The following is a 25,746-nucleotide window of genomic DNA, read 5'->3' as shown; positions in this document are numbered from 1 at the left end:
CCGGTGTAGATCGCAGACGGACCCCGGCCTGGCCGGGGTTCGTCGTTTATGGGACCCACCCTGTCGTAGCATGGGGCGGTCGACCGCCGCCGCTGGGGCGCGGGATCGCATTGGAAGCACGCAATGGAAGCACTGATAGCCCTGGTCGTACTGGTTCTTCTGGCCATTCCGCTGTTGCTGGTGGTCGCGCTGGTGATGATTGCCGGCCTGCGCCGCCGCGTCGCTGCGCTGGAAAGCGCGATGGCCGCCGCGCCGGCCGCCGTCAGGCCGGCCGCCACCGCACCCGCGCCTGAACGGCCTGTGGCCGCACCTGCTGCCAGCGCCGATCCACCGTTCCTGCGGCCGGCCGCCGCTGCTGCTGCGCCTCAGCCCCCGCAGCCACCGGTGCGCGAAGCAACGCCCACCGAGGTGCCTGTCCCCCGTCCTGCTGCGCCACCGCCGGTGCCGCCGCTGCCTTCCGAACCGGAACTGCCCAATGTCATCGAGCGTGGCATCGGTGCGGTCAAGCGCTGGTTCACCGAAGGCAACGTGCCGGTCAAGATCGGCATGCTGGTGCTGCTGGCCGGTGTCGCAGCGCTGCTGAAGTACGTCAGCGACCAGGGCTGGCTGGTGCTGCCGATCGAACTGCGCCTTGCCGGCATCACCGCGGCTGCGCTGGGCCTGCTGGCCTTCGGTTGGCACCAGCGTGAACGCCGGCGGCTGTTTGCCCTGGCGCTGCAGGGCGGTGCCATCGGCGTACTGCTGCTGACCATCTTCGCGGCGTTCAAGCGCTTCGACCTGATTCCGCCGGCCTTTGCCTTTGCCAGTTCGATCGCACTTGTGGCCGGGCTGTGCGTGCTGGCGGTGGTGCAGAACTCGCGCACGCTGGCCGTACTGGGCATCCTGGCCGGCTTCATGGCACCGCTGTGGCTGTCCACCGGCAGTGGCAACCACGTGGGGCTGTTCAGCTATTACGCCGTGCTCAATGCGGGCATCTTCGCCATCGCCTGGTTCCGCCCGTGGCGCGCGCTGAACCTGCTGGGCTTCGCCTTCACCTTCGGCATCGGCACCTTCTGGGGCGTGCTGCAGTACGCACCGGACAAGTTCAGCAGCACTGAGTCGTTCCTGGCGCTGTTCTTCGTGTTCTACCTGCTGATTCCGCTGCTGTACGCGCGTCGCCAGCCGGCCGGCCGCCGTGACCTGATCGATGGCAGCCTGGTGTTCGGCACGCCGCTGGTCGCGTTCTCGCTGCAGGCAGGCATGCTGCACGCGCAACCGATGACGCTGGCACTGTGCGCGCTGGGCCTGGCGGCGATCTACGCGGTGTTGGCCCGGGCGCTGATCGCACGTGCGTCGTACACCGTGCTGGCGCAGTCGCATGCCGTGCTCGCGGTGGGTTTCGCCACGCTGGCGGTGCCGCTGGCATTGTCGGCGCGCGCCACGGGCGCCGTGTTTGCACTGGAAGGCGCTGGCCTGGCGTGGTTGGGGCTGCGCCAGAAGCGGTGGCTGCCGCAGGTCTCCGGCGCGTTGCTGCAGATCGGCGCCGCATTCGCCTTCGTTGCCGGTGGCGACCACTGGCACGAAGACCTGCGTTTCCTGATCAACCCGACCGCCGTTGGCGCGCTGTTGCTGGCCCTGGCCGGCTTCGCGTCGGCGTGGAGCTACCAGCGCAGGCCGCGTCATGAGGTCGCACTGGTGTATTACCTGTGGGGCCTGCTGTGGTGGCTGGGCGGCCTGGTCCATGAGATCACCCGCTTCTTCCCGTACCGCACCGAAGTGGACGCGTTGCTGGTGCTGGCCGCGGTCACTGCCTGGCTGGCGGCCGAAGCGCAGCGTCGCCAGCCGGCGCGTGCGCTGGGCGTGACCGCGCTGGCCATGCTCGCGCTGGGCTTCCCGCTGGCCCTGATGCAGAGCGATGCACACCACCAGCCGTTCGCCGGCCACGGCGCGCTGGCCTGGGCGGTGTTCGCGGTACTGGGCGTGCGTACCCTGCTGTGCCTGCGCCAAGGCGGCGATACCGTGGCCCGCATCGCGCAGTTCCTGTGGTGGCTGCTGTGGCCGTCGCTGCTTTCGTTGCTGGCCTTGTGGGGTAGTGGCGAGGCCGGCCTGGCGCAGGGTTGGACGACCCTGCTGGTGACCTTGCCGTGGCTGCTGATGGCGGCGCTGTCGCTGTGGCGCTGGAACGCATTGCGCTGGCCGCTGGGCGCGGCATTCGACAGCGCGCGCGTCCCGCTGCAGTGCGTGCTGTTCGGCCTGCTGGCGATCGGTTGGCTGCTGGGCCAGCTGCTGCCGGGCGACGCCGCACCGCTGCTGTGGCTGCCGGTGCTGAATCCGGCCGAGATCGGCCAGTGGCTGAGCCTGCTGCTGCTGGCGCGCTGGCTGTACGGCAGTGAGGCACCGCAGGCATTGCTGAACATCCGCATGCCGCTGCTGGCACTGGCGGCCTTCCTCGCGTTGACCAGCCTGGTGCTGCATGGCGTGCACCAATGGGGTGGACTGGCGTGGAATGCCTCGATGATGCGCTTCAGCCTGGCGCAGACCAGCCTGACCGTGTTGTGGAGCGTGCTGGGTGTGATTGCCTGGGTGTGGGGTTCGCGTCGCAGCCAGCGTGTGTTGTGGATGGTCGGTGCCGTGCTGATGGGCGTGGTGCTGGCCAAGCTGGTTATTGTCGATCGCCAGCACCTGGGCAACCTGCTGGGCATCGCATCGTTCATCGCCTACGGCCTGCTGTGCACGGTCGTGGGTTATCTGGCACCGGCACCGCCAAGCGCGGCGCCGACCGTGGAGGAAACGCAATGAGGAAGTGGAGCAGGGCGCTGCTGCCGGCGATGTTCGGCATGCTGGCCGCCGTCGTGGTACAGGCGGCTGATTACCGCACGCAGTATGCCGAGCAATGGCCGCTCACATTGTCCAGTGCGCAGTCCGGTGCCTACCGTATCGTGCTGGAGCCGGCGATCTACCGCCGTGCCGTGACCGCCGATCTCAGCGATCTGCAGGTGTTCAACGCGGCCAGCCAGTTGTTGCCGTCGGCACTGCTGGCGCCGGACCAGCCGCTGGCGCAGTCGCCGGTGCAGCGTGAACTGCCGTGGTTCGTGCTGCCGCCGCTGGCCGATGCACAGCGCAACGACCTGCAGCTGCTGACCGAGCGTGATACCGATGGGCGCGTGCGCCGGGTCGAAGCGCGGGTGGGTGGCGGGGCAGGGTCGAGCGGGCAGGGCGGCTGGCTGATCGACGCCAGCATGCTCGATCAGCAGCCGCTGGCGGCACTGGTGCTGGACTGGAACGACAGCGGCCAGCCGCTGCAGGTGCAGGTGCAGCTGGATGCCAGTGACGACCTGCAGCACTGGCGATCGATTGGCCGCGACGTGCCGCTGGTGGATCTGCAGCGCGCCGGCAAGCGCCTGCTGCAGCGCCGCCTGCAGGTGGACGGCGCTGCACGCTACCTGCGCATCCTGGCGCAGGGCGACTCGCGCCTGCCGGCCCTGCGCGGCGTACTGGCGGAACTGCCGCCAGCTCCGGCCACGCTGCCCTGGGAATGGCTGTCGCTGGAGCCGACGTCGTCGGGCAAGGGCGAGTACACCTTCGAGATGGATGGCCGGTTCCCGGTGGCACGTGCCGATGTCGCCAGCACCGATAACAGCCTGGTGCAATGGACGCTGTTCAGCCGCGATGACGAGAGTGCGGAATGGCAACGTCGCAGCGCGCCGTGGATCGCCTACCAGGTGCAGCAGGGCACGCAGGGCCAGCGCCAGCAGTCGGCGGCACAGCCGCTGGGCGGGGTGCACCGCGACCGCTACTGGAAACTGGTGGCGAATCCGGCGGAAACCGCCACCGCGCCGACGCTGCGCCTGGGTTACCAGCCGGAAGTGCTGGTGTTCCTGAGCCAGGGTGCGGCGCCCTACGCACTGGCGGTGGGCAGCGCGACCGCGCGCCGCACGGACGCGCCGATCGGGGTGCTGATCGAGGAACTTCGGCAGCGCAACGATCCTTCGTGGCAGCCAACACTGGCGCGCCTGGAAGGCAGCCCGGAGCCGCTGGCCGGCGATGCGGCGCTGAAGCCGCAGCGCGATTGGAAATCGTGGTTGCTGTGGGCGTTGCTGGGCCTGGGCGTACTGGTGGTGGGTGGCCTGGCGCTCAGCCTGCTTCGGCAGAAGCCTGCGCCTTCGGCGTAGGTTCCGGCGAACGGCGCAGCCCCTCGTGGGTGGGGTTGGTCGTGCAAAGCAAAAGCAAAAGCCGCGCTTGGCCGGGCGGGGTGGGTTCGTGGGGGACGCCGCAAGTACGTCCTTGTAGGCTTGGCAGCCGCATCCATGCGGCTGGCACCCCCGCGAACCCACCCCGCCCGGCCTCTGACAATTTCCGTGTGCGTCCACCCACGGAAAGAAAAAAAGGAGAGCAAAAGCTGCTTGGCAGGGCGCTCTTTGTAGAGCCGAGCCCATGCTCGGCTGCTGTTCGCGATAGACCCAGCCGAGCACGGGCTCGGCTCTACATTTTTCTCCGACACCAGAAACCGCTTTTGCCTTTGCCATCTGCATCACCTCAGGTGCCTGCCGAGGCCGGGGCGGTGTGGGCTGGCAGGGGTGTCAGCCGCATGGATGCGGCTGCCAAGCCTCCAGGGATGGATTCACGGCGTCCCCTGCCAGCCCACACCACCCCGGCCCACTCACAGCACCACGAAGCGCCAGCGCTTTGGCAGTTGCTGTTGCTGTTGCATTTGCCCTGCGCCTCTGCCTGCCGCAGGCATCGGCCCTCCCACCAGCCGCACCCGATACAATGGCCGTCTGCCGCAGACCGGCATCCCGTCCCCGAGCCAAAGAGTTGCCCATGTCCATTGTCCGCATGACCGACCTCGACCTCTCCGGCAAGCGCGTGCTGATCCGCCAGGATCTGAACGTGCCGATCGAGAATGGCCGCATCACCTCCGAACAGCGCATCACCGCTTCGTTGCCGACGCTCAAGCGCGCGCTGGAGCAGGGCGCGGCGGTGATGGTCACCTCGCACCTGGGGCGCCCGAAGGAAGGCGTGTGGAGCGAGGCCGATTCGCTGGCACCGGTCGCCCAGCGCCTGTCCGAACTGCTGGGCCGCGACGTTCCGCTGGTGCGCGACTGGGTCGACGGCGTCGACGTGCAGCCGGGCCAGCTGGTGCTGCTGGAAAACTGCCGCATGAACGTCGGCGAGGGCAAGGATGACGAGGCCCTGTCGAAGAAGTACGCCGCCCTGTGCGACGTGTTCGTGATGGATGCCTTCGGTACCGCGCACCGTGCGCAGGCCTCCACCCATGGTGTCATCCGCTTCGCACCGGTCGCGGCCGGTGGCCCGCTGCTGATGGCCGAGCTGGACGCGCTGGCGCAGGCGCTGGATGCACCGGCCAAGCCGCTGCTGGCCATCGTCGCCGGCAGCAAGGTCAGCACCAAGCTGGAGTTGCTGGCCAATCTGGTTGGCAAGGTCGACCAGCTGATCGTCGGTGGCGGTATCGCGAACACCTTCATCGCCGCAGCTGGCTACAACGTCGGCAAGTCCCTGTACGAGCCGGACCTGCTGGATACCGCGAAGAAGATCGTGGCCGATGCCAAGGCACGCGGCGCCGACATTCCGCTGCCGGTTGACGTGGTCACCGCCAAGCAGTTCCTGCCCGACGCTGCCGCGGAAGTGAAGGCGGTCGATGCCGTTGCCGAAGACGACCTGATCCTGGACATCGGCCCGCAGACCGCCGCGCAGTACGCGCAGCTGATCGAGAAGGCCGGCACCGTGGTCTGGAACGGCCCGGTCGGCGTGTTCGAGTTCGAGTCCTTCAGCAAGGGCACCGAAGCGCTGGCCCGCGCGATCGCCAGCTCGAAGGCGTTCTCCATCGCCGGCGGTGGCGACACCCTGGCCGCAGTCGACAAGTTCGATATCGCCGGCGACGTCAGCTACATCTCCACTGGTGGTGGTGCGTTCCTGGAATTCCTGGAAGGCAAGACCCTGCCGGCTGTCGCCGCACTCGACGCGCGCGGCGCATGAGCGCCGAGCGCGGCAAGGATGTGCTGTTCTTCGATCTTGACGGCACGCTGATCGATTCGCAGGTGGGCATCACCGCCTGCATCGCCTATGCGCTGCAGAAGATGGACCATCCGGTGCCGCCGCAGGAAACCCTGCTGGGCTGGATCGGTCCTTCGCTGCGCACCACCTTCGCGCCGTTGTTCGTCGAACCGGCGCGGGTGGAACAGGCTGTGGGCTACTACCGGGAGCGCTTCGACGTCGAAGGCTGGCGCGAGCACAAGGTGTACCCGCAGGTGGAAGGCACGCTGCGCACGCTGCATGGCCGTGGACACCGGCTGGCGGTGGTCACCGCCAAGAACGAGCCGCACGCGCGCCGCATCCTCGCCCACCTGCCGTTCGGTGGGCTGTTCGAGGAGATCGTCGGTTCAACCCTGGATGGCTCGCGCAGCCACAAGCCGGAACTGGTCGGCGAGGCACTGCGCCGGCTGCAGGTGCAGCCTGCACAGTGCTGGATGATCGGCGACCGGCGCATGGACATCGAAGGCGCGCGCCACCACGGCCTGCGTAGTGTCGGCGTGCTGTGGGGCTTTGGCGGAGAGGCGGAATTGACGGAAGCCGGTGCCAGCCAGCTGGCACGTGAGCCGGCGCAGCTGGAAGCGCTGCTGGCCTAGCTTCCTGTGGAGCCGAGCCCATGCTCGGCTCCACAGAACCGCCCCCCTGCGCCAGCGTATGTCCGGATGATGTCCATTCCATGACCCGCGAAGTCAGGCGGCACAAGGCTGTAACCGTATACATGCGGCGTGAAGGATGTGCTAATTTCCGTTCTTTATCGGGAGAGGCCCATCCACCATGTTCGAGCGTCAGCGTCGCACCAAGATCCTTGCCACCCTCGGTCCGGCCACTGACCCGCCGGGCGTGCTGGAGGATCTGTTCCGCGCCGGCGTCAACGTGGTGCGCCTCAACTTCAGCCATGGCGATCCGTCCGGCCAGGCCAAGCGTGCCGCCGAAGTGCGTGCCGCTGCGGCCCGCGTGGGCGTGGAAGTGGGCATCCTGGCCGACCTGCCGGGCCCGAAGATCCGCATCGAGCGCTTCGCCGAAGGCAAGGTGCAGCTGAAGGCGGGCGACCGCTTCGACCTGATCGCCAGCGAGAACGCCGGCCCGGGCACTGCCAGCGAGGTGGGCGTGAGCTACCTCGGCCTGCCGCAGGACGTCGGCCCGGGTGATGTGCTGCTGCTCGACGACGGCCTGATGCAGTTGCAGGTGGTGGAAGTACAGGGCGACCGTATCGTCAACACCGTGCTCAACGATGGTGTGTTGTCCGACCGCAAGGGCCTGAACAAGCAGGGCGGCGGCCTCTCGCTGGGTGCGCTGACCGAGCGCGACAAGGAGCTGATCGGCATCGTTGCCAAGATTGGCGTGGACTTCATCGCCGTGTCGTTCTGCCGCAATGCGCAGGACATGAACGATGCGCGCGACATCGCCCGTTCGCACGGCTGTGATGCCGCGCTGGTGTCGAAGATCGAGCGCACCGAGGCAATCGAGAACCTGGAAGAAATCGTCGAGGCCAGCGACGTGGTGATGGTCGCCCGTGGCGACCTGGGCGTGGAAATCGGCGATGCCGAGCTGCCGGGCCTGCAGAAGAAGATCATCAAGGCCTCGCTGGCGCAGAACAAGGTGGTGATCACCGCCACGCAGATGCTGCAGTCGATGGTGGAAAGCCCGATCCCGACCCGCGCCGAAGTACTGGACGTGGCCAACTCGGTCATCGACGGCACCGACGCAGTGATGCTGTCGGCGGAAACTGCCGCTGGCGCCTACCCGGTCAAGGCCGTGGAGGCGATGGCACGCATCTGCCTGGGTGCCGAGCGCCAGTTCCAGACCGAGACCGACTTCAACGCGTCGCCGCGCAACCTGGAACGTGCCGACCAGGCGATTGCCATGGCCACCATGTTCCTGTCGCAGCACGTGGGCGTGCGCGCGATCGTGGCGATGACCGAATCCGGTGGCACCGCACGTTACCTGTCGCGTTTCAGGGCCAAGGCGCCGGTGTTCGCGGTGACCCGCCATGACGGTGCGCGCCGGCAGATGGCGCTGATGCGCGATGTGTTCCCGATCAACTTCGACAGCCGCGGCCTGACCCCGCGTGAAGCCGCGCGCGGCAGCATCCGCCTGCTGGTGGAATCGGAACTGCTGCAGGCCGGTGATCGCGTCGTGTTCACCAGTGGCGAGCACATGGAAACCCACGGTGCCACCAATACCCTGCGCCTGCTGGAAGTGGGTGAGGACGGCCGCGCCATCGGCCTGGGCGACCTGTAAGTAGTGCTGCCCTGGGGCCGGCGCCGCGTTGTGGATCCGACCCCGGGGTCAGATCCCGCAGGGGCCCTGACCCCCGACGGCAGGACACGGCGTGTCCGGTGCGGACATTGGAAGCGTTTCCATCCTGTCCTCCACGGCGAGGCAACGGGCCGCGGGGCTATACTTGTGTTTTTCCCGCACCCGCCACAGGAAATACATGAGCATCGAACAGCTGGCTGAAACCGCCCAGGCCATGGTCGCCCCGGGCAAGGGCATCATCGCGATCGACGAATCCACCGCTACCATCGCCAAGCGTTTCGCCGGCGTCGGTATCGAGAACACCGAGGAGAACCGTCGCGCCTACCGCGAGCTGCTGCTGACCACGCCGAAGCTCAACGAGCACATTTCCGGCGCCATCCTGTTTGACGAAACCATCCGCCAGTCGACCAAGGACGGCGTGCCGTTCGCCAAGTACATGGCCGACCACGGCATGATTCCGGGCATCAAGGTGGACAAGGGTGCGCACCCGCTGGCCGGCTGCCCGGGCGAGCTGGTGACCGAAGGCCTCGATGGCCTGCGTGAGCGCCTGCAGGAGTACTACAAGCTGGGCGCGCGCTTCGCCAAGTGGCGTGCAGTCATCAACATCGGCGAGAGCATCCCGTCGGGTACCTGCATCGAATCCAACGCCCATGCGCTGGCCCGCTATGCAGCGCTGTGCCAGGAATGCGGCCTGGTGCCGATGGTCGAGCCGGAAGTGATCATGGACGGCGATCATGACATCGAGACCTGCTACGAAGTCACCGAAGCCACCCTGCGTTCGCTGTTCGACGCCCTGTATCAGCAGAACGTGCTGCTGGAAGGCACCATCCTGAAGGCGTCGATGGTCATCTCCGGCAAGGGCTGCGATGAGCAGGCCGACGTCGAGGAAGTGGCCGAGTCGACCGTGATGTGCCTGAAGAGCACCGTGCCGGCGATCCTGCCGGGCGTCGTGTTCCTGTCCGGTGGCCAGAGCGACGAGCAGTCCACCGAGCACCTGAACGCGATGAACCAGCTGGGCAACCTGCCGTGGCCGCTGAGCTTCTCCTACGGCCGCGCCATGCAGCAGGCCGCGTTGAAGCTGTGGGCCAAGGACATGAAGGGCAACTACGCTGCTGCCCAGAAGACCGTGTACGAGCGCGCCAGGGACAACGGCCTGGCGGCGCTGGGCAAGTGGAACGGTTGATCCGTCCCATCGCTGGATGAACAAGGCAGCGCCGGCATCACGCCGGCGTTTGCTTTTGCGGGTATCTTTTCCGCCCCCATGCGCCTGGCCGGTGCGTGGGAACCACATGGAAGGCCAAGGAGAAACAACATGCGTTTGGCAGCAATCACACTGGCCGTAGCCACGGTCCTGGTCGCCGGCGGTTGCAACCGCATCGGCGGCGGCGCGGATGCGGGCAAGGCCGCGTCGCTCGATTTCGACAAGCCGGTATCCGGCGAGATCACCTCGCGCAGCGGCATCAACTACAACGACGGCAGCCACCACCAGCTCTACCAGATCAAGCTGGAAGACAAGCAACTGGTCGGACTGAAGCTGACCGGTTCGTTGAGTGGCTCGATTGCCGTGTTCAACAACGGCAGCCTGGTGGCCAGCAGCAACACCGGCTACGAGCGCGAAGGCGACGTCTCGCTGGCCTTCCGTGCCAACGGTGGCGGCATCTACCAGGTGGCGGTCAACGCCAACGGCTCGACCGACTATGGTCCGTACCGCCTGCGTGCCGAGAAGCTGGTGCCGTACGACGGCAAGCCGCTGGCGGGCAGCGGCGAGATCGTCGACATGCTGGCCGGTGGTTCCCAGGACTACACCCTGCAGGTGGACAAGGCCGGCCTGTACGAGATCCGCCTGGTGTCGGAGGTCTTCGATCCAGTGCTGAAGCTGTCGGGCCAGGGCGTGGATGCCGAGAATGACGACGGCGGTGACAGCACCAACTCGCGCCTGACCCTGTCGCTGAAGCCGGGCAAGTACACCCTGACCGCGCGTGGCCTGGGCGACGGCGTCAGCGGCATGTTCACCCTGTCGGCCACCCGCATCGAGCTGCCCGGCAATCTGGTCGAGCGCGATGGTACGGCGCTGCCGAAGTCGGGGAGCGTGTACACGATGCTCGACAACGATGGCCGCCGCCGCTTCCTGCTGTCCCTGGACCGCCCGGCCGATGTGCGCCTGGATGCGATCTCCAGCCAGGTCGATACCCTGCTGCGCGTGGTTGGCGGCGATGTCGAGCTGACCGACGACGACGGCGGCAACGGTACCAATTCACGCCTGGAAGAAACCCTGCCGGCCGGTCACTACACCGTCGATGTGTCCAGCCTGAACAATGGCGCAGGCATGGTGGAAGTGCGCGTGCAGGTGGATGGCGCGAGCGCCGACGGGGCCGCAGCCTCGGCGGCACGTGCCGCAGCCGATGCAGCCGCCGTGGCCGATGATGCCGCCGCGGTGGAAGCCTCCAGTCGCTGAGTGTGATCCACGCCGTGCGTGGAAGAGCACTACGCTGCAACGGAAAAGGCCGGGCAATGCCCGGCCTTTTCTTTTACCTGAAGCACCACGGTTCAGTGCGCGGCGGCAAGGCCCGCATCGCCCAGCGGCGGCAGCAGCGACCCACGCGGTTCGCTGTCAGCACTTTGCCCGGCGGCGCTCAACGCCTGCTGGTAGGCCTTGGCCGTTGCGGTATTGAACGCCACCAGCACGATGCGCATCGGTTGCGCATGGCTGCGCTGCCAGGCCAGTGTTTCGGTGACCGCGATCTGCGCGGCCTGGTACAACGGGTAGCCATACACGCCGCAGCTGATCGCCGGGAAGGCGATGGAGTGCACGCCCAGTGATTCGGCCAGCTGCAGTGACTTCCAGTAGCAGTTGGCCAGCAACGCCGGTTCATCGCGCTGGCCGTCGTGCCAGACCGGGCCTACCGTGTGCAGTACATGGCGCGCCGGCAACGCATGGGCACCGGTGGCGCGCACTTCACCCGTCGGGCAACGCACGCCCGGGCGCAGCTCCGGCAACTGCTCGCATTCGGCCCGCAAGGCGGGCCCGGCCGCACGATGGATCGCGCCGTCGACACCGCCGCCACCGAGCAGCGTTTCATTGGCCGCGTTGACGATCGCATCCACCGCCAGGGTCGTGATGTCGCCCTGCCAAACCTCGATCTTCATGCGTCCGTCTCCTGCCTGTGAGGTGATCCGCGCAGCATCTGCGCCGGCTGTTCCCACGGTAGGGGACAGGGCATCGATGCTGCGTCATGACCGTCTCACGCGCTGCGATCCAACGGCCTTCGCGCACGATGGCGGGCGACGCCTTCACGCAGGCTGAAGCGGGAAGGGGGCGGATCCTTTTCCGCACGGAAAAGGCTCTGACCCCTGCTGTTACGGCAGGCCGGCCAGCCAGTCGTCGTCGGATCCTTCGTTCACATCGGCGAACAGCGGCGTGGAGAAGTAACGTTCACCGGTGTCCGGCAGCATCGCAAGGATCACCGAGCCCGGTTCAGCGCGGGCAGCGATGTCCAGCGCGCTGGCCACGGTGGCGCCGGCGGAGATGCCGACGAAGATGCCTTCCTCGGCGGCCAGGCGACGCGCGGTGGCGATTGCACGATCGTCTTCGACCGAGACCAGTTCATCCACCACGTCGCGGTTGAGCACGTCCGGCACGAAGTCCGGGGTCCAGCCCTGGATCTTGTGCGGCTTCCAGTCATCCCCCTTGAGCAGGGCGGCGCCGGCCGGTTCGGTGGCGATGATGCGGGTCTGCGGGCGTGCCACCTTCAGCACTTCGCCTACGCCAGTGAGCGTGCCGCCGGTGCCCCAGCCGCTGACGAAGTAGTCCAGCCGCTTGCCGGCGAAGTCGCGCAGGATCTCGGCAGCGGTGGTGTTGCGGTGATACGCCGGGTTGGCCGGGTTGGCGAACTGGCTGGCCAGGAACCAGCCGTGCTGCTCGGCCAGCTCGGCCGCCCTGCGCACCATGCCGCTGCCGCGCTCGGCGGCCGGGGTCAGGATCACCTTGGCGCCGTAGGCACGCATCAGCTTGCGGCGCTCGACCGAGAAGGTTTCGACCATGGTGGCCACGAACTTGTAGCCGCGCGCGGCGGCGACCATCGCCAGTGCCACGCCGGTGTTGCCCGAGGTGGCCTCCACGATCGTGTCGCCCGGCTTGAGCAGGCCGCGTGCTTCGGCATCGAGGATGATCGCCAGCGCCAGGCGGTCCTTCACCGAGCCGCCCGGGTTGAACGACTCGACCTTGGCGTAGACGCTGACCTGTGGCGGCGCCAGGCGCTGCAGCCTGACGATGGGGGTGTTGCCGACGGTATCGAGGATGGAGTCGTACAGGGCCATGGGAGCGCTCCGGAAACGGGGCCGCGACGGGTCACGGCGGGCGAAGGGGGGAGGGCTGGCCGTTCAGGCCAGCGGCTGCCGGCTGACCGTAGCGCCGGCATATGACGCCCGGAAATGACCAGATACCTTTCTTAAACAACCTTTGGTTATAAGCTGGTGACGGCAATTGACCCTAGAGTGGACTTCCGCCCCATGCCGCCTGCCTGCCCATGACGCTGACCCAGCTGCGCTACCTGGTAGCCATCGCCGACGCCGAGCTGAACATCACGCTGGCCGCCTCGCGCGTGCACGCCACCCAGCCCGGCCTGTCCAAGCAGCTCAAGCAGCTGGAGGACGAGCTCGGCTTCCTGCTGTTCGTGCGCAAGGGGCGCAGCCTGGAGTCGGTTACCCCGGCCGGAACCGAAGTCATCGCGCGTGCCCGCGCAGTGCTGGCCGAAGCCAACAACATCCGTACGTACGCGGCAAACCAGCGGCGCGAAAGCCAGGGCCAGCTGATCCTGACCACCACGCACACCCAGGCGCGCTTCGTGTTGCCGCCGGCGGTGGCGGCGATCAAGCAGGCCTATCCGCAGGTCAGCGTGCACCTGCAGCAGGCCGGTGAAACCGACGCGCTGGACCGCTTGAACCAGGGTGACGCCGATATCGCCATCATCAGCACCGCAGGCGGTGAGCCAACCGACGGCATCGCAGTGCCGCTGTTCCGCTGGCGGCGCCTGGTGGTGGTACCCAAGGGCCACCCGTTGGACCGCGCCGGCCGCGCACCGGACCTGGCCGCGCTGGCCCGCCAGCCGTTGATCAGCTACGAATCCTCGACCCGACCGAACTCTTCCCTGCAACGCGCCTTCGCCGCCAATGGGCTGGTGCCCGACCTGGCGCTGACCGCGCTCGATGCCGACCTGATCAAGACCTACGTGCGCACGGGCCTGGGCGTAGGCCTGCTGGCCGAGATGGCGGTCAGTTCCAATGACGAAGACCTGAGGTCGTGGCCGGCGCCGGATCCGATCAGCGAGTGCATCGCCTGGGCGGTGTTGCCGCGCGACCGCGTGCTGCGTGATTACGCGCTGGAGCTGGTGCACGTGCTGGCCCCACAGATTGATCCGCGCGACCTGCGGCGGGTGCTGGATGGAAACCAGGCCGCAGCGTGGCCGGTGCCACCGACCTGGGAGTCGCTGACCCAGACCATCACGGTGTGAGGTGGGTCGAGCAGGGCGTGCAGCCCTGCACCTGCCGAATCAAAGGCAAAAGCCGAAGCAACTGCAACTGCTGGCTTCCGTGGGGCGGCGGGGCGGTGTGGGCAGGCAGGACACGCCGTAAACCCATCCCTGGGGGCTCGATGGCGCCATCCATGGCGCCAACGGTCCTGCCTGCCCACACCGCCCCGCCTCTGACAGATTCCGATGGCTGTTGGTAGGTGTCGACCTTGGTCGACACGGTAGATCCACGCCATGCGTGGATGAAACCTGTCAGATATGGAAATGCATCTGGGGTCAGATCCGTTTTCCTGCGGAAAACGGATCTGACCCCAAGAGCCGTTTCAACAGACCGCAGAAGACTGTCGAAGGCGGGGTGGGTCCGGTTGCGGGGGCGTGAGCCGAGCCTGCATGGACGTATTTACGGCGTCCCCCGCAACCGGACCCACCCCGCCTACCCACAGGAAACCGCTTTTGCTTTTGCTGTTGCTTGGGCTCTTGCCGTGGACGTGGTCTCTGCAGGTGCAGGGCGCAGCCCTGCCGAACACCCCCGCGACGGGGTGTCGCAAACGCCTGCGACGGTTCGTCGCACGGGCAACCCTGGACCCGCCTCTACACTAGCGGGGTGACCCGCCTGTCCCGCCCGCAGCGCCTCCTGCTGCAGCTCGCCGTCCTGGCGACGCTGCTGATGGTGCTTGCGCCACTGGTCAGCCGCGCGCTGCAGGCGCCGCCGATGGACCACGCGGCGATGGCAGGCATGGACCACGCGCACATGCACCACGACGCTGCCGCAGTGGGTCAGAGCCCTCTGCACGGGCAACGGAGTCCGACCCCACCGGCCGATCCCCACGCCATGCATGGCGAAGCCTGCGAATACTGCGTGCTGGCCATGCGCCTGCTGCCGTGGCTGGCTGTACTGGTGCTGCTGTTGCCACTGCTGTGGCGGCCGCGGCTGGTATTCCCGTGGTCACAGCAGGTACTACCGGCACTGCGCTGGCCGGCACACGCCGCGCGTGGGCCACCGCGCGCCTCCATCGTCCGCTGATTTTCCTGTCGAATCTGCCGCACGACGCCTGACCGGGCGCCGTGCGCGCGTGCGTACCTTGGAGCTGTTCCGATGAAAATGACTTCCCGCCCCGCGGGCGCCTGCGTGCGCCTGCCGGTTGCCCTTGGCCTGGCCGCAGCTGCAACGCTCGCCCATGCCGCGCCCGCCGAAGAGGCGCGCACTCTCGATACGCTGGTGGTCACCGCCGCCGCGCCTTCGTCGCCACTGCACTGGGTGACCGATCCACGCCTGCCGCGGCAGCCGGTCCCTGCCAGTGACGGCGCCGATTACCTGAAGACCGTTCCTGGCTTCTCCGCCATCCGCAACGGCGGCACCAACGGTGACCCGGTGCTGCGCGGCATGTTGGGTTCGCGCCTGAACATCCTCAGCAATGACGGCAACCTGATCGGCGCCTGCCCCTCGCGCATGGACAACCCGCTGTCCTACATCGCACCGGAGAGCTTCGACCGCCTGACCATCATCAAGGGCCCGCAGAGCGTGCGCTGGGGGGCAGGTGCCTCGGCCGGCACCGTGCGCTTCGAACGCGATACACCGCGCTTCGAGGAACCGGGCCTGCGTGCCGATGCCAGTACGCTGGTCGGTTCGCGCAACCGCAACGACCAGGTGCTGGACCTGACCCTGGGCAACCCGACCGGCTATGTGCGCGCCAGCGGCAACCGTTCCGAAGCCGATGACTACAAGGACGGCAACGGCGATGTGGTGCCATCGCAGTGGCGCAAGTGGAACGGTGACGTGGCGATCGGCTGGACGCCGGATGCCGACACGCTGCTGGAAATTTCTGCCGGTGCCGGCGATGCGATCGCACGCTACGCGGGGCGCGGCATGGACGGTGCCGCGTTCGAACGCACCAGCTACGCCGCGCGCTTCGAGAAGCGCAATCTGCCGGGTGCCTGGGACACAGTGCAGGCCAACGTGTACTACAACGAGGCCGACCACGTGATGGACAACTACACGCTGCGAACGCCGAATCCGCACAGCATGATGCCGATGCCGATGGCATCGAACGTGGACCGACGCACCCAGGGCGGCCGGGTCAGTTCCGAGTGGCGCCGGCAGGACGTGCAACTGGTGGCGGGTGTGGATGGCGAGGACAGCCGCCATCGTGGGCGAATGGGCATGGGCCGGGGCACCTATCGCCAGGCGGCGTGGCAGACCGATGCCAGCTTCCGCCGCTATGGCGTTTTCACCGAGTTGACCCTCGGCGCCGGCACCGATCAGCGCTGGATCAGCGGCCTGCGCATCGATCGTGCCAGCGTGCGTGATGAGCGGCAGTCGATCCGTGGAATGATGGGCAGCCGGCCCAACCCAACGGCCGAGCAAAAGCGCAAGGCGTGGCTCGGCAGTGGCTTCCTGCGCTACGAGCAGGACCTGGCCGACGGCCTGACCTGGTACGCCGGCCTCGGCCACAGCGAACGCATGCCCGACTACTGGGAGCTGTTCTCGCCCGACCACGGACCGGCCGGTGCAATGAACGCGTTTGCCGGCATCCAGCCCGAGCGCACCACCCAGCTCGACGTGGGCCTGCAGTACAAGGGACCGCGCGTGCAGGCCTGGGTCTCGGCCTATGCCGGGCAGATCCAGGACTACATCCTGTTCACCTACCACGGCAGCGGCATGATGGGCATGAGCCAGGCCAGCAACGTCGAGGCGCGCATTGCCGGTGCCGAGGCCGGGTTGGAAGTGAGCCTGACCGAGCAGTGGAAGCTGGGCGGCACGCTGGCCTATGCCTGGGGAGAGAACCGCGACCAGCAGCGTCCGCTGCCGCAGATGCCGCCGTTGGAAGCACGCCTGAGCGCGAACTGGGAGGGCCAGCGCTGGAGTGCCGGCGCATTGCTGCGCGCGGTGACCCATCAGCATCGTGTCGCAGATGGACAGGGCAACGTGGTCGCGCAGGACCTCGGGCCGAGCGCCGGGTTTGCCACCTTCGCGCTCAATGCCGCGTACCGTTTCAGTTCGCAGCTGCAGCTCAGCGCCGGCGTCGACAACCTGTTCGACCGCGCCTACAGCGAGCACCTGAACCTGGCCGGCAGCGCCGACTTCGGCTTCCCGGCCGACCCGGTGCGGATCAACGAGCCGGGGCGCAGCGTGTGGATGAAGTTGAACTACCGGTATTGATCCGCCGGGCATAAAAAAACGGGGCCGGATCCCCGCCAGGATCCGTCCCCGCCCGACGCCCTCGGTCGGGCAGGTTCGACTCTACGATGACGGCCGCGATGGTGCACCACTGGATACACCCCGACACACGCCGACACTGCCCATGGCAGCCTTGCACGGAACGGGTTCAAGGCGCTATCGCAGCCTAAGTTCCACGCCGGTAAACGCTTGGCACATACCGCTTTTATGGGCACTTGCCTACACTCGGCGGCCGTGGATCAATCAGGACCGTTCATGTTGGCTCGTATCGCTTCGACCCTGGCCCTCGGCCTCAGCCTGGCCGTGCTGGCCGGGTGCGCAGGCAAACAGGAGGCCGCCGCACGTCGGCAGGGCGAAGCGGTGCCGGTCACCGCGCAGGTCGTGCAGCCCACGCAGTGGAACGACACCCTGCAGGCACTGGGCACGGCCAAGGCGCGCGAGTCGATCAGCGTCACTGCCAAAGTGAGCGAGATCGTCGAGAAAGTGCACTTCGAGAGCGGCCAGCACATTGCTGCCGGTGCGCCGATCGTGACGCTGCGCGGGCAGGCCCAGGAAGCCGCACTGGTGCAGGCGCAGGCCACTTTCCATGAAGCCGATCAGCTGTACAAGCGCCAGCGCGAACTGGCCGCCCAGCGGCTGGTGTCCAGCGCCACGCTGGATACGCAGAAGTCGATCCGCGACGCCGCCGAGGCGCGCGTGATGCAGATGCAGGCAGACATTGGCGACCGCCGTGTGCGTGCGCCCTTTGCCGGTGTGCTTGGCATCCGCCAGGTCAGTCCGGGATCGCTGCTGACCCCGACCACGGTCATCGCCACGCTCGACGACATCGAGCACATGCATGTCGATTTCCAGGTGCCGGAAGTGGAGCTGGCTGCGCTGGGCGTTGGTGACAAGGTCAGTGCCACCAGCGTGGCCTGGCCGGGTCGCACCTTCGAGGGCGTGGTCAGCACCATCGATGCGCGCATCGATCCGGCCACCCGTGCGGTGACCGTGCGCGCCGATTTCGCCAATGGCGACCACGCATTGCGCCCGGGCATGCTGCTGGACGTGCGCCTGTTCCGCCCCGAGCGCCCGGCGCTGGTGGTCCCGGAAATCGCCGTGGTACAGGTCGGCCGCGATACCTTCGTGTACCGCATCAAGGCCGACGACAGCGTCGAGCGGGTGGACGTGGTAACCGGCGCGCGCCGTGCCGGCGTGGTCGAGATCCGGCAGGGCCTGGAAGCAGGCCAGCGCATCGTGGTCGATGGCACCGGCAAGCTGCGCCCGGGCCTGAAGGTCGCTGCGAAGGACGCCGCACCGGCCTCTGGCGCCAAACCGGCTGACGCGCCGGCGCCGATCGCGACCGAGGGCCACGGCGGATGAAGCTGTCCGACATCTCCATCCAGCGGCCGGTGTTCGCCGTGGTGATGAGCCTGTTGCTGCTGGTGCTGGGCGTGATGTCCTTCACCCGCCTGACCCTGCGCGAACTGCCCGCCATCGACCCTCCGATCGTTTCGGTGTCGGTGGACTACACCGGCGCGTCGGCGGCGGTCATCGAAAGCCGCATCACCCAGGTGCTGGAAGATGCGCTGGCTGGCATCGAAGGCATCGATACGATCAACGCGCGTAGCACCAACGGCCGCTCGCAGGTCAGCATCGAGTTCACCTCCAACCGTGATATCGAAGCGGCGGCCAACGACGTGCGCGATGCGGTCAGCCGCGTCGCCGACCGCATGCCGGAAGAGGCGCGGCCACCAGAGATTGCCAAGGTCGAGAGCGATGCCGACCCGATCATCTGGTTCAACATGGTGTCCTCGACCATGGACACGCTGGAGTTGAGCGACTACGCCGACCGCTACGTGGTCGATCGTTTCTCCAGCCTCGATGGCGTGGCCCAGGTCCGCATCGGCGGCCGCCAGCGCTATGCGATGCGGATCTGGCTGGACCGTGACCAGCTGGCCGCGCGCGGGCTGACCACCGGCGACGTGGAAACCGCACTGCGCAACGAGAACGTGGAGCTGCCGGCCGGCCGCATCGAGTCGACCGACCGCGATTTCACCCTGCGCGTGGAACGCAACTACATCAAGCCCGAGGATTTCGCGACCATCCCGCTGGGCAAGGGCCGCGACGGCTACGTGGTGCGCATGGGCGACGTGGCGAAGATCGAGCTGGCCTCGGCCGAACGCCGCGCGTACTACCGCAGCAACGGCGAGCCCGGCATCGGCCTGGGCATCGTCAAGACCTCCACCGCCAACTCGCTGGACGTGGCACGCACTGCGCGCGCTGAGGCCGAGCGGGTGGCGCTGACCCTGCCCAAGGGCACGCAGATCTTCGTCGCCTTCGACAACACCACCTTCATCGAAGCTGCAGTGGACCGCGTCTACGCCACCCTGGTGGAAGCGATGATCCTGGTGCTGGCGGTGATCTGGCTGTTCCTCGGCAGCTTCCGCGCCGCGTTGATTCCGGCGGTGACGGTGCCGGTCTGCCTGGTGGCGGCGTTCATCGCGCTGTATGCGTTCGACTTCTCGATCAACCTGCTGACCCTGCTGGCGCTGGTGCTGTGCATCGGCCTGGTGGTGGACGATGCGATCGTGGTGGTGGAAAACGTGCAGCGCCGCATCGACCTGGGCGAACCACCGCTGGTGGCCTCCAAGCGCGGCACCGCGCAGGTCGCCTTCGCGGTGATCGCCACCACTGCCGTGCTGGTGGCGGTGTTCCTGCCGGTCGGCTTCCTGGAGGGCAACACCGGGCGACTGTTCCGCGAACTGGCCGTGGCGCTGGCCGCTGCCGTGGCGTTGTCCGCGTTCGTTGCGCTCACACTGACGCCGATGATGGCTTCCAAGCTGCTCAAGCCGCATACCGGGCAGGCCCCGCGAGGCCTGCACGGCTTCATCAACCGCAACCTGGAACGCCTTGCGGGTGCCTATGGGCGGGTTCTCGATCACCATGTCGACCGCACCTGGATCTACCTGCTGGTGATGGTGGCTGCGCTGGCCGCCAGCTGGGGCCTGCTCAAGCTGCTGCCGTCGGAACTGGCGCCAGCCGAAGACCGTGGTTCGTTCCAGATCATGATCGACGGCCCGGAAGGCGCCGGCTACGACTACACCGTGCAGCAGGTGCAGCAGGTGGAAGCGCTGCTGGCACCGCATGTCGGCCCGGACAAGCCGATCGTGCGTGCCAACCCCCGCGTGCCGGGCGGCTGGGGCGCCAGCGAGGAAATGCATACCGGCCGCGTCAGCATCTTCCTGCAGCCGTGGCGCCAGCGCAGCGAGGGTACGCCCGAAGTCGCCAACGAACTGCAGAAGGAACTGGATACCATCCGCGGCGTGCGCGTACGCACGCAGGTGGGTGGTGGCCTGGTGCGCAGCGGCGGCCAACCGTTCCAGATCGTGCTGGGCGGCCCGGAATATGCCGAGATCGCGCAGTGGCGCGACCGCATCCTGCTGCGCATGGCCGACAATCCCGGCCTGGTCGGCCCCGATTCCGATTACAAGGAAACCCGGCCGCAGATGCGGGTGAACATTGACCGCCAGCGTGCGGCCGATCTCGGCGTGCCGGTCACCGCGATCGGTTCGGCGCTGGAAACCATGATGGGCTCGCGTCGCGTCACCACCTTCGTCGACAACGGCGAGGAGTACGACGTGCTGGTGCAGGCCGGTCGCGATGGTCGTGCCAGCCCGGCCGACCTGGCCGCGATCCGCGTGCGCGCCAACTCCGGCGAGCTGGTGCCGCTGTCCAACCTGGTCACGCTGAGTGAAGTGGCCGAGGCCGGCACCCTGAACCGCTTCAACCGACTGCGCTCGATCACCATCAGTGCCGGCCTGGCGCCCGGTTATCCGCTGGGCGAAGCCATTGCCTGGGCACAGAACGTAGCCCAGGAAGAGCTGCCGCAGTACGCGCAGGTGAACTGGAAGGGCGAATCGCGCGAGTACCAGAGCGCCGGCGGCGCGGTGCTGCTGACCTTCGCGATGGCGCTGCTGGTGGTGTACCTGGTGCTGGCGGCGCAGTTCGAGAGCTTCATCCATCCGCTCACCATCATGCTGACCGTGCCGCTGGGCGTACTCGGCGCGCTGGTCGGGTTGTGGGTGAGTGGCGGTACCGTGAACCTGTTCAGCCAGATCGGCATCGTGATGCTGGTCGGCCTTGCCGCGAAGAACGGCATCCTCATCGTCGAATTCGCCAACCAGCTGCGCGACGATGGGCGCAGCGTGCGCGAGGCGATCATCGAGTCGGCGATGGTGCGCCTGCGCCCGATCCTGATGACCTCGATCGCCACCGTGGTCGGCGCGATCCCGCTGGTGGTCGCCGGTGGTCCTGGTTCGGCCAGCCGTGGCACGATCGGCATCGTGATCATCTTCGGTGTGACCCTCTCGACCTTCCTGTCGCTGTTCGTGGTGCCGGCGTTCTACGCGCGGCTGGCGCCGTACACCCGTTCGCCGGAAGCGGTGAAGCGCGAGCTGGAGAAGCAGGAAGCGGAATCGCCGTCGGTGGGTGGTCATGCCTGACCGGCCTGTCGACGGGGTCGGATCCCTTTCCCAAGGGGAAAGGGCTCTGACCCCACCACTGCAGGGCGAAGGCTTCACTCTGCGCCCGTGGCAGCCCGGCGACCTGGAATCCCTGCTGCGCCACGCCAACGACGCCGAGGTGTCGCGCGGCCTGCGCGACCGCTTCCCGTATCCGTACACGCGCGAGGATGGCGAGGCCTTCCTCGCGGGCCGCGTACTAGCCCCCAGCACCCTGAACCTGGCCATCGAGATCGACGGCCAGGCCTGTGGCAGCGTCGGTGCCCAACAGGGGCTGGCCGAGCGTGGGCATACCGCCGAACTGGGTTACTGGCTGGGCCGGGCCTATTGGGGGCACGGCCTGATGACCCGCGTGGTCGGCCTGTTCGCCCCGTGGGTGATGGATGAGCTGCGCCTGTTCAGGCTGCAGGCCACCGTGGTCGACTTCAACCTCGGCTCGGCCCGGGTGCTGGAGAAGAACGGCTTCCAGGAAGAGGGCGTGGAGCGCTGTGCGGTCTACAAGCGCGGCGTGTTGCACGACCTGCGCCGTTTCGCCCGGGTGCGCACGCAGCTGCCCTGAACGGCCCGGGGTCAGATCCCTTTTCCAGTGGAAAAGGGATCTGACCCCTTCTCCGCTCTCCGGTCATGGCCCGGCGCGACCAATGGCGCTACCGCAGCGGCCTTCGATCAGGGAGAATCGACCGGTCCCCTCCAGCCGACGGGACGTCCTTACAACCCGCCGACTGGAGAGAGCGCGCGTGGAAGCAACCGTACACTTCATCAACAGCATCATCTGGAGCAAGGCACTGATCTTCGTGTGCCTGGGCGCCGGCCTGTTCTTCAGCCTGCGCACGCGCTTCATGCAGATCCGGGGGTTCCTCGAGATGTGCCGCCTCACCGTCAAGGGTGAGAAATCCGACGCCGGTGTGTCCTCGTTCCAGGCGCTGGCCATGTCGATGGCCGGCCGCATGGGCATCGGCAACATCGCCGGTGTGGCCACCGCCATCGCATTCGGCGGTCCCGGTGCGATCTTCTGGATGTGGGTGATGGGCTTCCTCGGCGCGTCCACCTCGTACGTGGAATGCACCCTGGCGCAGATCTACAAGACCAAGGACGCCGAAGGCCGCTACCGCGGTGGCCCGGCGTACTACATCGAAAAGGCCATGGGCCTGAAGTGGTATGCGCTGGCCTTCGCCATCGCCACGATCATCGCCGCAGGCTTCCTGATGCCGGGCGTGCAGGCCAACGCCATCGCCGACAGCATCATCAACGCCTGCCGTGGCACCGCGCTGTGCGGTCCGCTCGATGGCCAGGCCTTCGGCATGGAATCGGTGCAGGCGCTGAAGCTGGGGATCGGCATCGTGGTGGCGCTGCTGCTGGGCGTGGTGATCTTCGGTGGCGTCAAGCGCATCGCCAACTTCGCCGAGGTGGTGGTGCCGTTCATGGCTGCCGGTTTCATCCTGATGGCCATCATCATCATGATCATCAACTACGACCGCGTGCCGGAAATGTTCGGCATCATCTTCAAGAGCGCCTTCGGCACGCATGCCGCGTTCGGCGCGATGATGGGCCTGGCCGTGGAGTGGGGCATCAAGCGCGGCATCTACGCCAACGAAGCCGGCCAGGGCTCGGGCCCGCACGCGGCGGCCGCCTCGGAAGTCTCGCATCCGGCCAAGCAGGGCTATGTGCAGGCCTTCGCGATCTACTTCGACACCATGATGGTGTGCACCGCCACCGCGTTCCTGATCCTGGCCAGCGGTACCTACAACGTGTACTCGCCGGTGGAGGGCGCCGCGCCGATCTTCCAGGGCCTGGCCGGCATTCCGGAAGGCGCCGGTTACGCCCAGGCCGGCGTGGAAGCGGTGCTGCCGGGCTGGGGTTCGGCGTTCGTATCGGTGGCCATCTTCTTCTTCGCCTTCACCACCATCATGGCGTACTACTACATGGCCGAGACCAACCTCAGCTATGTGAACCACAACAGGAAGCGGCCGCTGACCGTGCTGCTGCTGCGCCTGGGCATCATCGGCATGGTGGTGTTCGGCGCGTTCCACAATGCCACCCTGGCCTGGGCGCTGGGCGACATCGGCGTCGGCCTGATGGCCTGGCTGAACATCATCGCCATCCTCATCATCCAGAAGCCGGCGATGCTGGCCCTGCGTGACTACGAACGACAGAAGAAGCTGGGCCTGGATCCGGTGTTCGACCCTGATGCCCTGGGCATCAAGAACGCCGATTTCTGGCGCCAGCGCAAGCAGGAGAGTGTGTAAGTGAACAACCCTTGGAACAACCGCCGCCCGTCCGCCCGTCCGCCGCGCGCAACGCCGTTGCCGCGCCCGGAGGTGCCGGCCACGGGCGGTGGTGGGCGCGGTGGCAGCGATGAGCTGCGTCTGTACGGCCTGAATGCCGTGCTGGCTGCGTTCGAAGCGCGGCCGCAGGCGCTGCGCAAGCTGTACCTGCTGGAAGCACGCATCCCGCGCCTGCAGCCGCTGTTGAAGTGGTGCGTTGCCAACCGCGTGGGCTACCGCGTGGTCGAGGATGGCGATCTGAACAAGCTCGCCGGCACCACCCATCACGAAGGGGTGGTGGCTGATGTGCTGCGTGCACCTGCACTGCCGCTGGCGCAGTGGCTGGAGCAGGTCGGCGAGGCCCCGGCGCTGGCACTGTGGCTCGATGGCGTGGGCAACCCGCACAACCTCGGCGCGATCCTGCGCTCGGCCGCGCACTTCGGTGCCAAGGCGCTGCTGTTGCCGGCCGGCAGCACGCTGGCCCTGTCCGGCGCCGCCGCGCGCGTTGCCGAAGGCGGTGCCGAAGCGGTGCCGCTGGTGCAGCTGCCGGAGACCGATCAGGCAATGGCGCAATTGCGCGCAGCCGGTTTCGGCCTGGCCGCGACCCTGGTCGAGGGCGGTGATGACGTGTTCCGCAGCTCGCTGCCGGCCCGCCTGGTGTATGTGATGGGTGCCGAAGGCGAGGGCATGGACCGCAGCCTGGCGGGGGCGTGCGACCTGCAGGTCTCGATTCCCGGCAGCGGCGCGGTGGAGAGCCTGAACGTAGCCTCGGCCACGGCGGTACTGCTGGCGCAATGGGCCAGCCGTCGCGGCTGATCCGACCCCAGCGGCTCGCCATGTTCGGGGTCGGATCCCTTGCCGCAGGCGAGGGCTCTGACCCCTTCCGGGGCCGGCAATTGCGTCAAGCACGCATGATGTTTTGAAAGTTTCCTTATTGGTCAGCCGCTTCTGGCGACGCAGGGTGGAATTCCATCCCATGCTGTCCAGGAGTGGCTGTCATGCATCATCCTCGCCGTACCCTCGTCGCATTGCTGGTGCTGGCCAACGTCCTTGCCAGTGCCCACGCAGCGGCTGACGAACGCAGTCTTGACGGTGTCAACTTCACCGGCCCGCTGATCACCCCCAATCCGGCCGGCCTGCCGCAGGGCAACTGGTACATCGAACCCTATCTGGTGCGGATCGACAGTCGCGATCATTACGACGATGGCGGCCATCGCCGCCGCAGTGGGCAACGTAGCGGTGCATGGGCCACGGTGGTGCCGATCATCTATGGCTTCAGCGACCGGGTGATGGGCCAGGTCAATCTCAGTGCATCGCGCTCGGAGTCCGGCGGTGCGCGCAGCAGCGGCTTCCGTGCCGGTGACACCACCGCGCGGCTGCAGTACCTGCTGCAGGCGCCGAATGCCGATGGCACCCGTCCGGCCATCTCGGTCGCGCTGGTGCAGCGTTTCAGCACCGGCAGCCACGATCGCATCGCCGGCAATCCGCTCGATGCGCAGGGCGACGGCGTTCAGCGCACCACTGCAGCGCTGGGCGTGCAGCAGGTCGTGTGGTTGGGCAATGACCGCCCCGTGCGCTGGCGTGCCCAGCTCAGTGCCGGGCCGGCACCGTCGCGCACCGCCATATCCGGCACCAGCGTCTACGGCACCGATGACAGCTTCCAGGGACATATCTCCCGCGGGTCGGTGCTGGGCCTGTCGGTCGGCGCCGAGTACAGCTTCAATTCGCGTTGGGTGGGCGTGATGGAGGTGGCCGCCAGCCGCGAGACAGGCCAGCGCCTCAGCGGCTTCGCACGCAACAGCAGCGGTGCGATCGAACGGATCGAAGAGCATCGCCCGGCCAGCCGCAGCGTCACCCTGGCGCCGGCCGTGGAGTACCACTTCAGCCCGACGCTGGGCCTGATCGCCGGCGTGGAGTTCAGCGTGGCGGGCCGCAACACCAGCCATATCGTCAGCCCCCAGATTGCCTTGGGCATGTTCTTCTGA

18 protein-coding genes are annotated in these 25,746 nt (G+C 67.4%); 16 read left to right on the top strand and 2 right to left on the bottom strand.

Going from position 1 to position 25,746, the window contains the following annotated elements; genetic code table 11:
* Positions 1-123 precede the first annotated feature (123 nt).
* The 7 genes from ACS0OT_RS15955 (at position 124) to ACS0OT_RS15925 (ending at position 10,744) form a co-directional block, all read left to right on the top strand.
* Positions 124-2,778 (top strand): DUF2339 domain-containing protein, encoded by a 2,655-nt coding sequence (locus ACS0OT_RS15955; protein WP_442255889.1) that lies wholly within the window; start codon positions 124-126, stop codon positions 2,776-2,778.
* Positions 2,775-4,151 carry a DUF3999 domain-containing protein gene (locus ACS0OT_RS15950; protein WP_442255888.1) on the top strand — a complete coding sequence of 459 codons (1,377 nt, stop codon included), beginning with the start codon at positions 2,775-2,777 and terminating at the stop codon, positions 4,149-4,151. Before ACS0OT_RS15955 ends, ACS0OT_RS15950 begins: the two co-directional genes overlap by 4 nt.
* A 649-nt stretch (positions 4,152-4,800) precedes the next feature.
* Entirely contained in the window at positions 4,801-5,976 is a 1,176-nt protein-coding gene (locus ACS0OT_RS15945; protein WP_005418866.1) for a phosphoglycerate kinase, read from the top strand.
* A complete protein-coding gene (locus tag ACS0OT_RS15940) occupies positions 5,973-6,626 on the top strand; it encodes an HAD hydrolase-like protein (RefSeq protein WP_279946592.1) in 654 nt (217 codons plus the stop codon). The genes ACS0OT_RS15945 and ACS0OT_RS15940 overlap by 4 nt, the downstream gene beginning before the upstream one ends.
* A gap of 178 nt (positions 6,627-6,804) precedes the next feature.
* Positions 6,805-8,271, top strand: coding sequence for a pyruvate kinase (gene pyk / locus ACS0OT_RS15935; protein WP_005418863.1), 1,467 nt, complete (start codon positions 6,805-6,807; stop codon positions 8,269-8,271).
* Positions 8,272-8,467: 196 nt separating this feature from the next.
* Complete coding sequence (locus ACS0OT_RS15930) at positions 8,468-9,472, top strand: class I fructose-bisphosphate aldolase (RefSeq protein WP_005418861.1); 1,005 nt, start codon at positions 8,468-8,470, stop codon at positions 9,470-9,472.
* Between the two features lie 129 nt (positions 9,473-9,601).
* Positions 9,602-10,744, top strand: a complete 1,143-nt coding sequence (locus ACS0OT_RS15925; protein WP_005418859.1) for a hypothetical protein — start codon at positions 9,602-9,604, stop codon at positions 10,742-10,744.
* A gap of 92 nt (positions 10,745-10,836) precedes the next feature.
* Here ACS0OT_RS15925 and ACS0OT_RS15920 read toward each other — a convergent pair whose 3' ends face one another.
* Positions 10,837-11,436, bottom strand: a complete 600-nt coding sequence (locus tag ACS0OT_RS15920; RefSeq protein ID WP_065185299.1) for an O-acetyl-ADP-ribose deacetylase — start codon at positions 11,434-11,436, stop codon at positions 10,837-10,839.
* Between the two features lie 210 nt (positions 11,437-11,646).
* Positions 11,647-12,606 (bottom strand): cysteine synthase A, encoded by a 960-nt coding sequence (gene cysK, locus ACS0OT_RS15915; RefSeq protein WP_061479314.1) that lies wholly within the window; start codon positions 12,604-12,606, stop codon positions 11,647-11,649.
* Positions 12,607-12,815: 209 nt separating this feature from the next.
* Here cysK and ACS0OT_RS15910 point away from each other — a divergent pair, with 209 nt between their 5' ends.
* The 9 genes from ACS0OT_RS15910 to ACS0OT_RS15870 all read left to right on the top strand — a co-directional run bounded on the left by ACS0OT_RS15910 (position 12,816) and on the right by ACS0OT_RS15870 (position 25,746).
* A complete protein-coding gene (locus tag ACS0OT_RS15910) occupies positions 12,816-13,799 on the top strand; it encodes a LysR family transcriptional regulator (RefSeq protein ID WP_005418854.1) in 984 nt (327 codons plus the stop codon).
* 622 nt (positions 13,800-14,421) lie between these two features.
* Positions 14,422-14,841: a DUF2946 family protein gene (locus tag ACS0OT_RS15905; RefSeq protein WP_005418850.1), complete on the top strand. Its 420-nt coding sequence runs from the start codon at positions 14,422-14,424 to the stop codon at positions 14,839-14,841.
* Positions 14,842-14,913: 72 nt separating this feature from the next.
* Complete coding sequence (locus ACS0OT_RS15900; protein WP_235646277.1) at positions 14,914-16,977, top strand: TonB-dependent copper receptor; 2,064 nt, start codon at positions 14,914-14,916, stop codon at positions 16,975-16,977.
* 273 nt (positions 16,978-17,250) lie between these two features.
* Positions 17,251-18,357, top strand: a complete 1,107-nt coding sequence (locus tag ACS0OT_RS15895) for an efflux RND transporter periplasmic adaptor subunit (protein ID WP_139727569.1) — start codon at positions 17,251-17,253, stop codon at positions 18,355-18,357.
* The gene (locus ACS0OT_RS15890; RefSeq protein ID WP_005418827.1) at positions 18,354-21,479 is read left to right on the top strand and encodes an efflux RND transporter permease subunit; all 3,126 of its coding nucleotides are present in this window, start codon (positions 18,354-18,356) and stop codon (positions 21,477-21,479) included. Before ACS0OT_RS15895 ends, ACS0OT_RS15890 begins: the two co-directional genes overlap by 4 nt.
* Positions 21,472-22,056 carry a GNAT family N-acetyltransferase gene (locus ACS0OT_RS15885; RefSeq protein ID WP_065179506.1) on the top strand — a complete coding sequence of 195 codons (585 nt, stop codon included), beginning with the start codon at positions 21,472-21,474 and terminating at the stop codon, positions 22,054-22,056. Before ACS0OT_RS15890 ends, ACS0OT_RS15885 begins: the two co-directional genes overlap by 8 nt.
* A gap of 178 nt (positions 22,057-22,234) precedes the next feature.
* Positions 22,235-23,743: an alanine/glycine:cation symporter family protein gene (locus ACS0OT_RS15880; protein ID WP_005418815.1), complete on the top strand. Its 1,509-nt coding sequence runs from the start codon at positions 22,235-22,237 to the stop codon at positions 23,741-23,743.
* Positions 23,744-24,577: a TrmH family RNA methyltransferase gene (locus ACS0OT_RS15875; RefSeq protein WP_005418814.1), complete on the top strand. Its 834-nt coding sequence runs from the start codon at positions 23,744-23,746 to the stop codon at positions 24,575-24,577.
* Between the two features lie 182 nt (positions 24,578-24,759).
* Positions 24,760-25,746 (top strand): hypothetical protein, encoded by a 987-nt coding sequence (locus ACS0OT_RS15870; RefSeq protein WP_065179505.1) that lies wholly within the window; start codon positions 24,760-24,762, stop codon positions 25,744-25,746.

This window comes from Stenotrophomonas maltophilia group sp. RY12688 (assembly GCF_052149045.1).
Lineage (GTDB): Bacteria > Pseudomonadota > Gammaproteobacteria > Xanthomonadales > Xanthomonadaceae > Stenotrophomonas > Stenotrophomonas sepilia.
The sequence above is the reverse complement of the archived record's forward strand: the minus strand, read 5'-3'. Positions and strand labels throughout refer to the sequence as shown.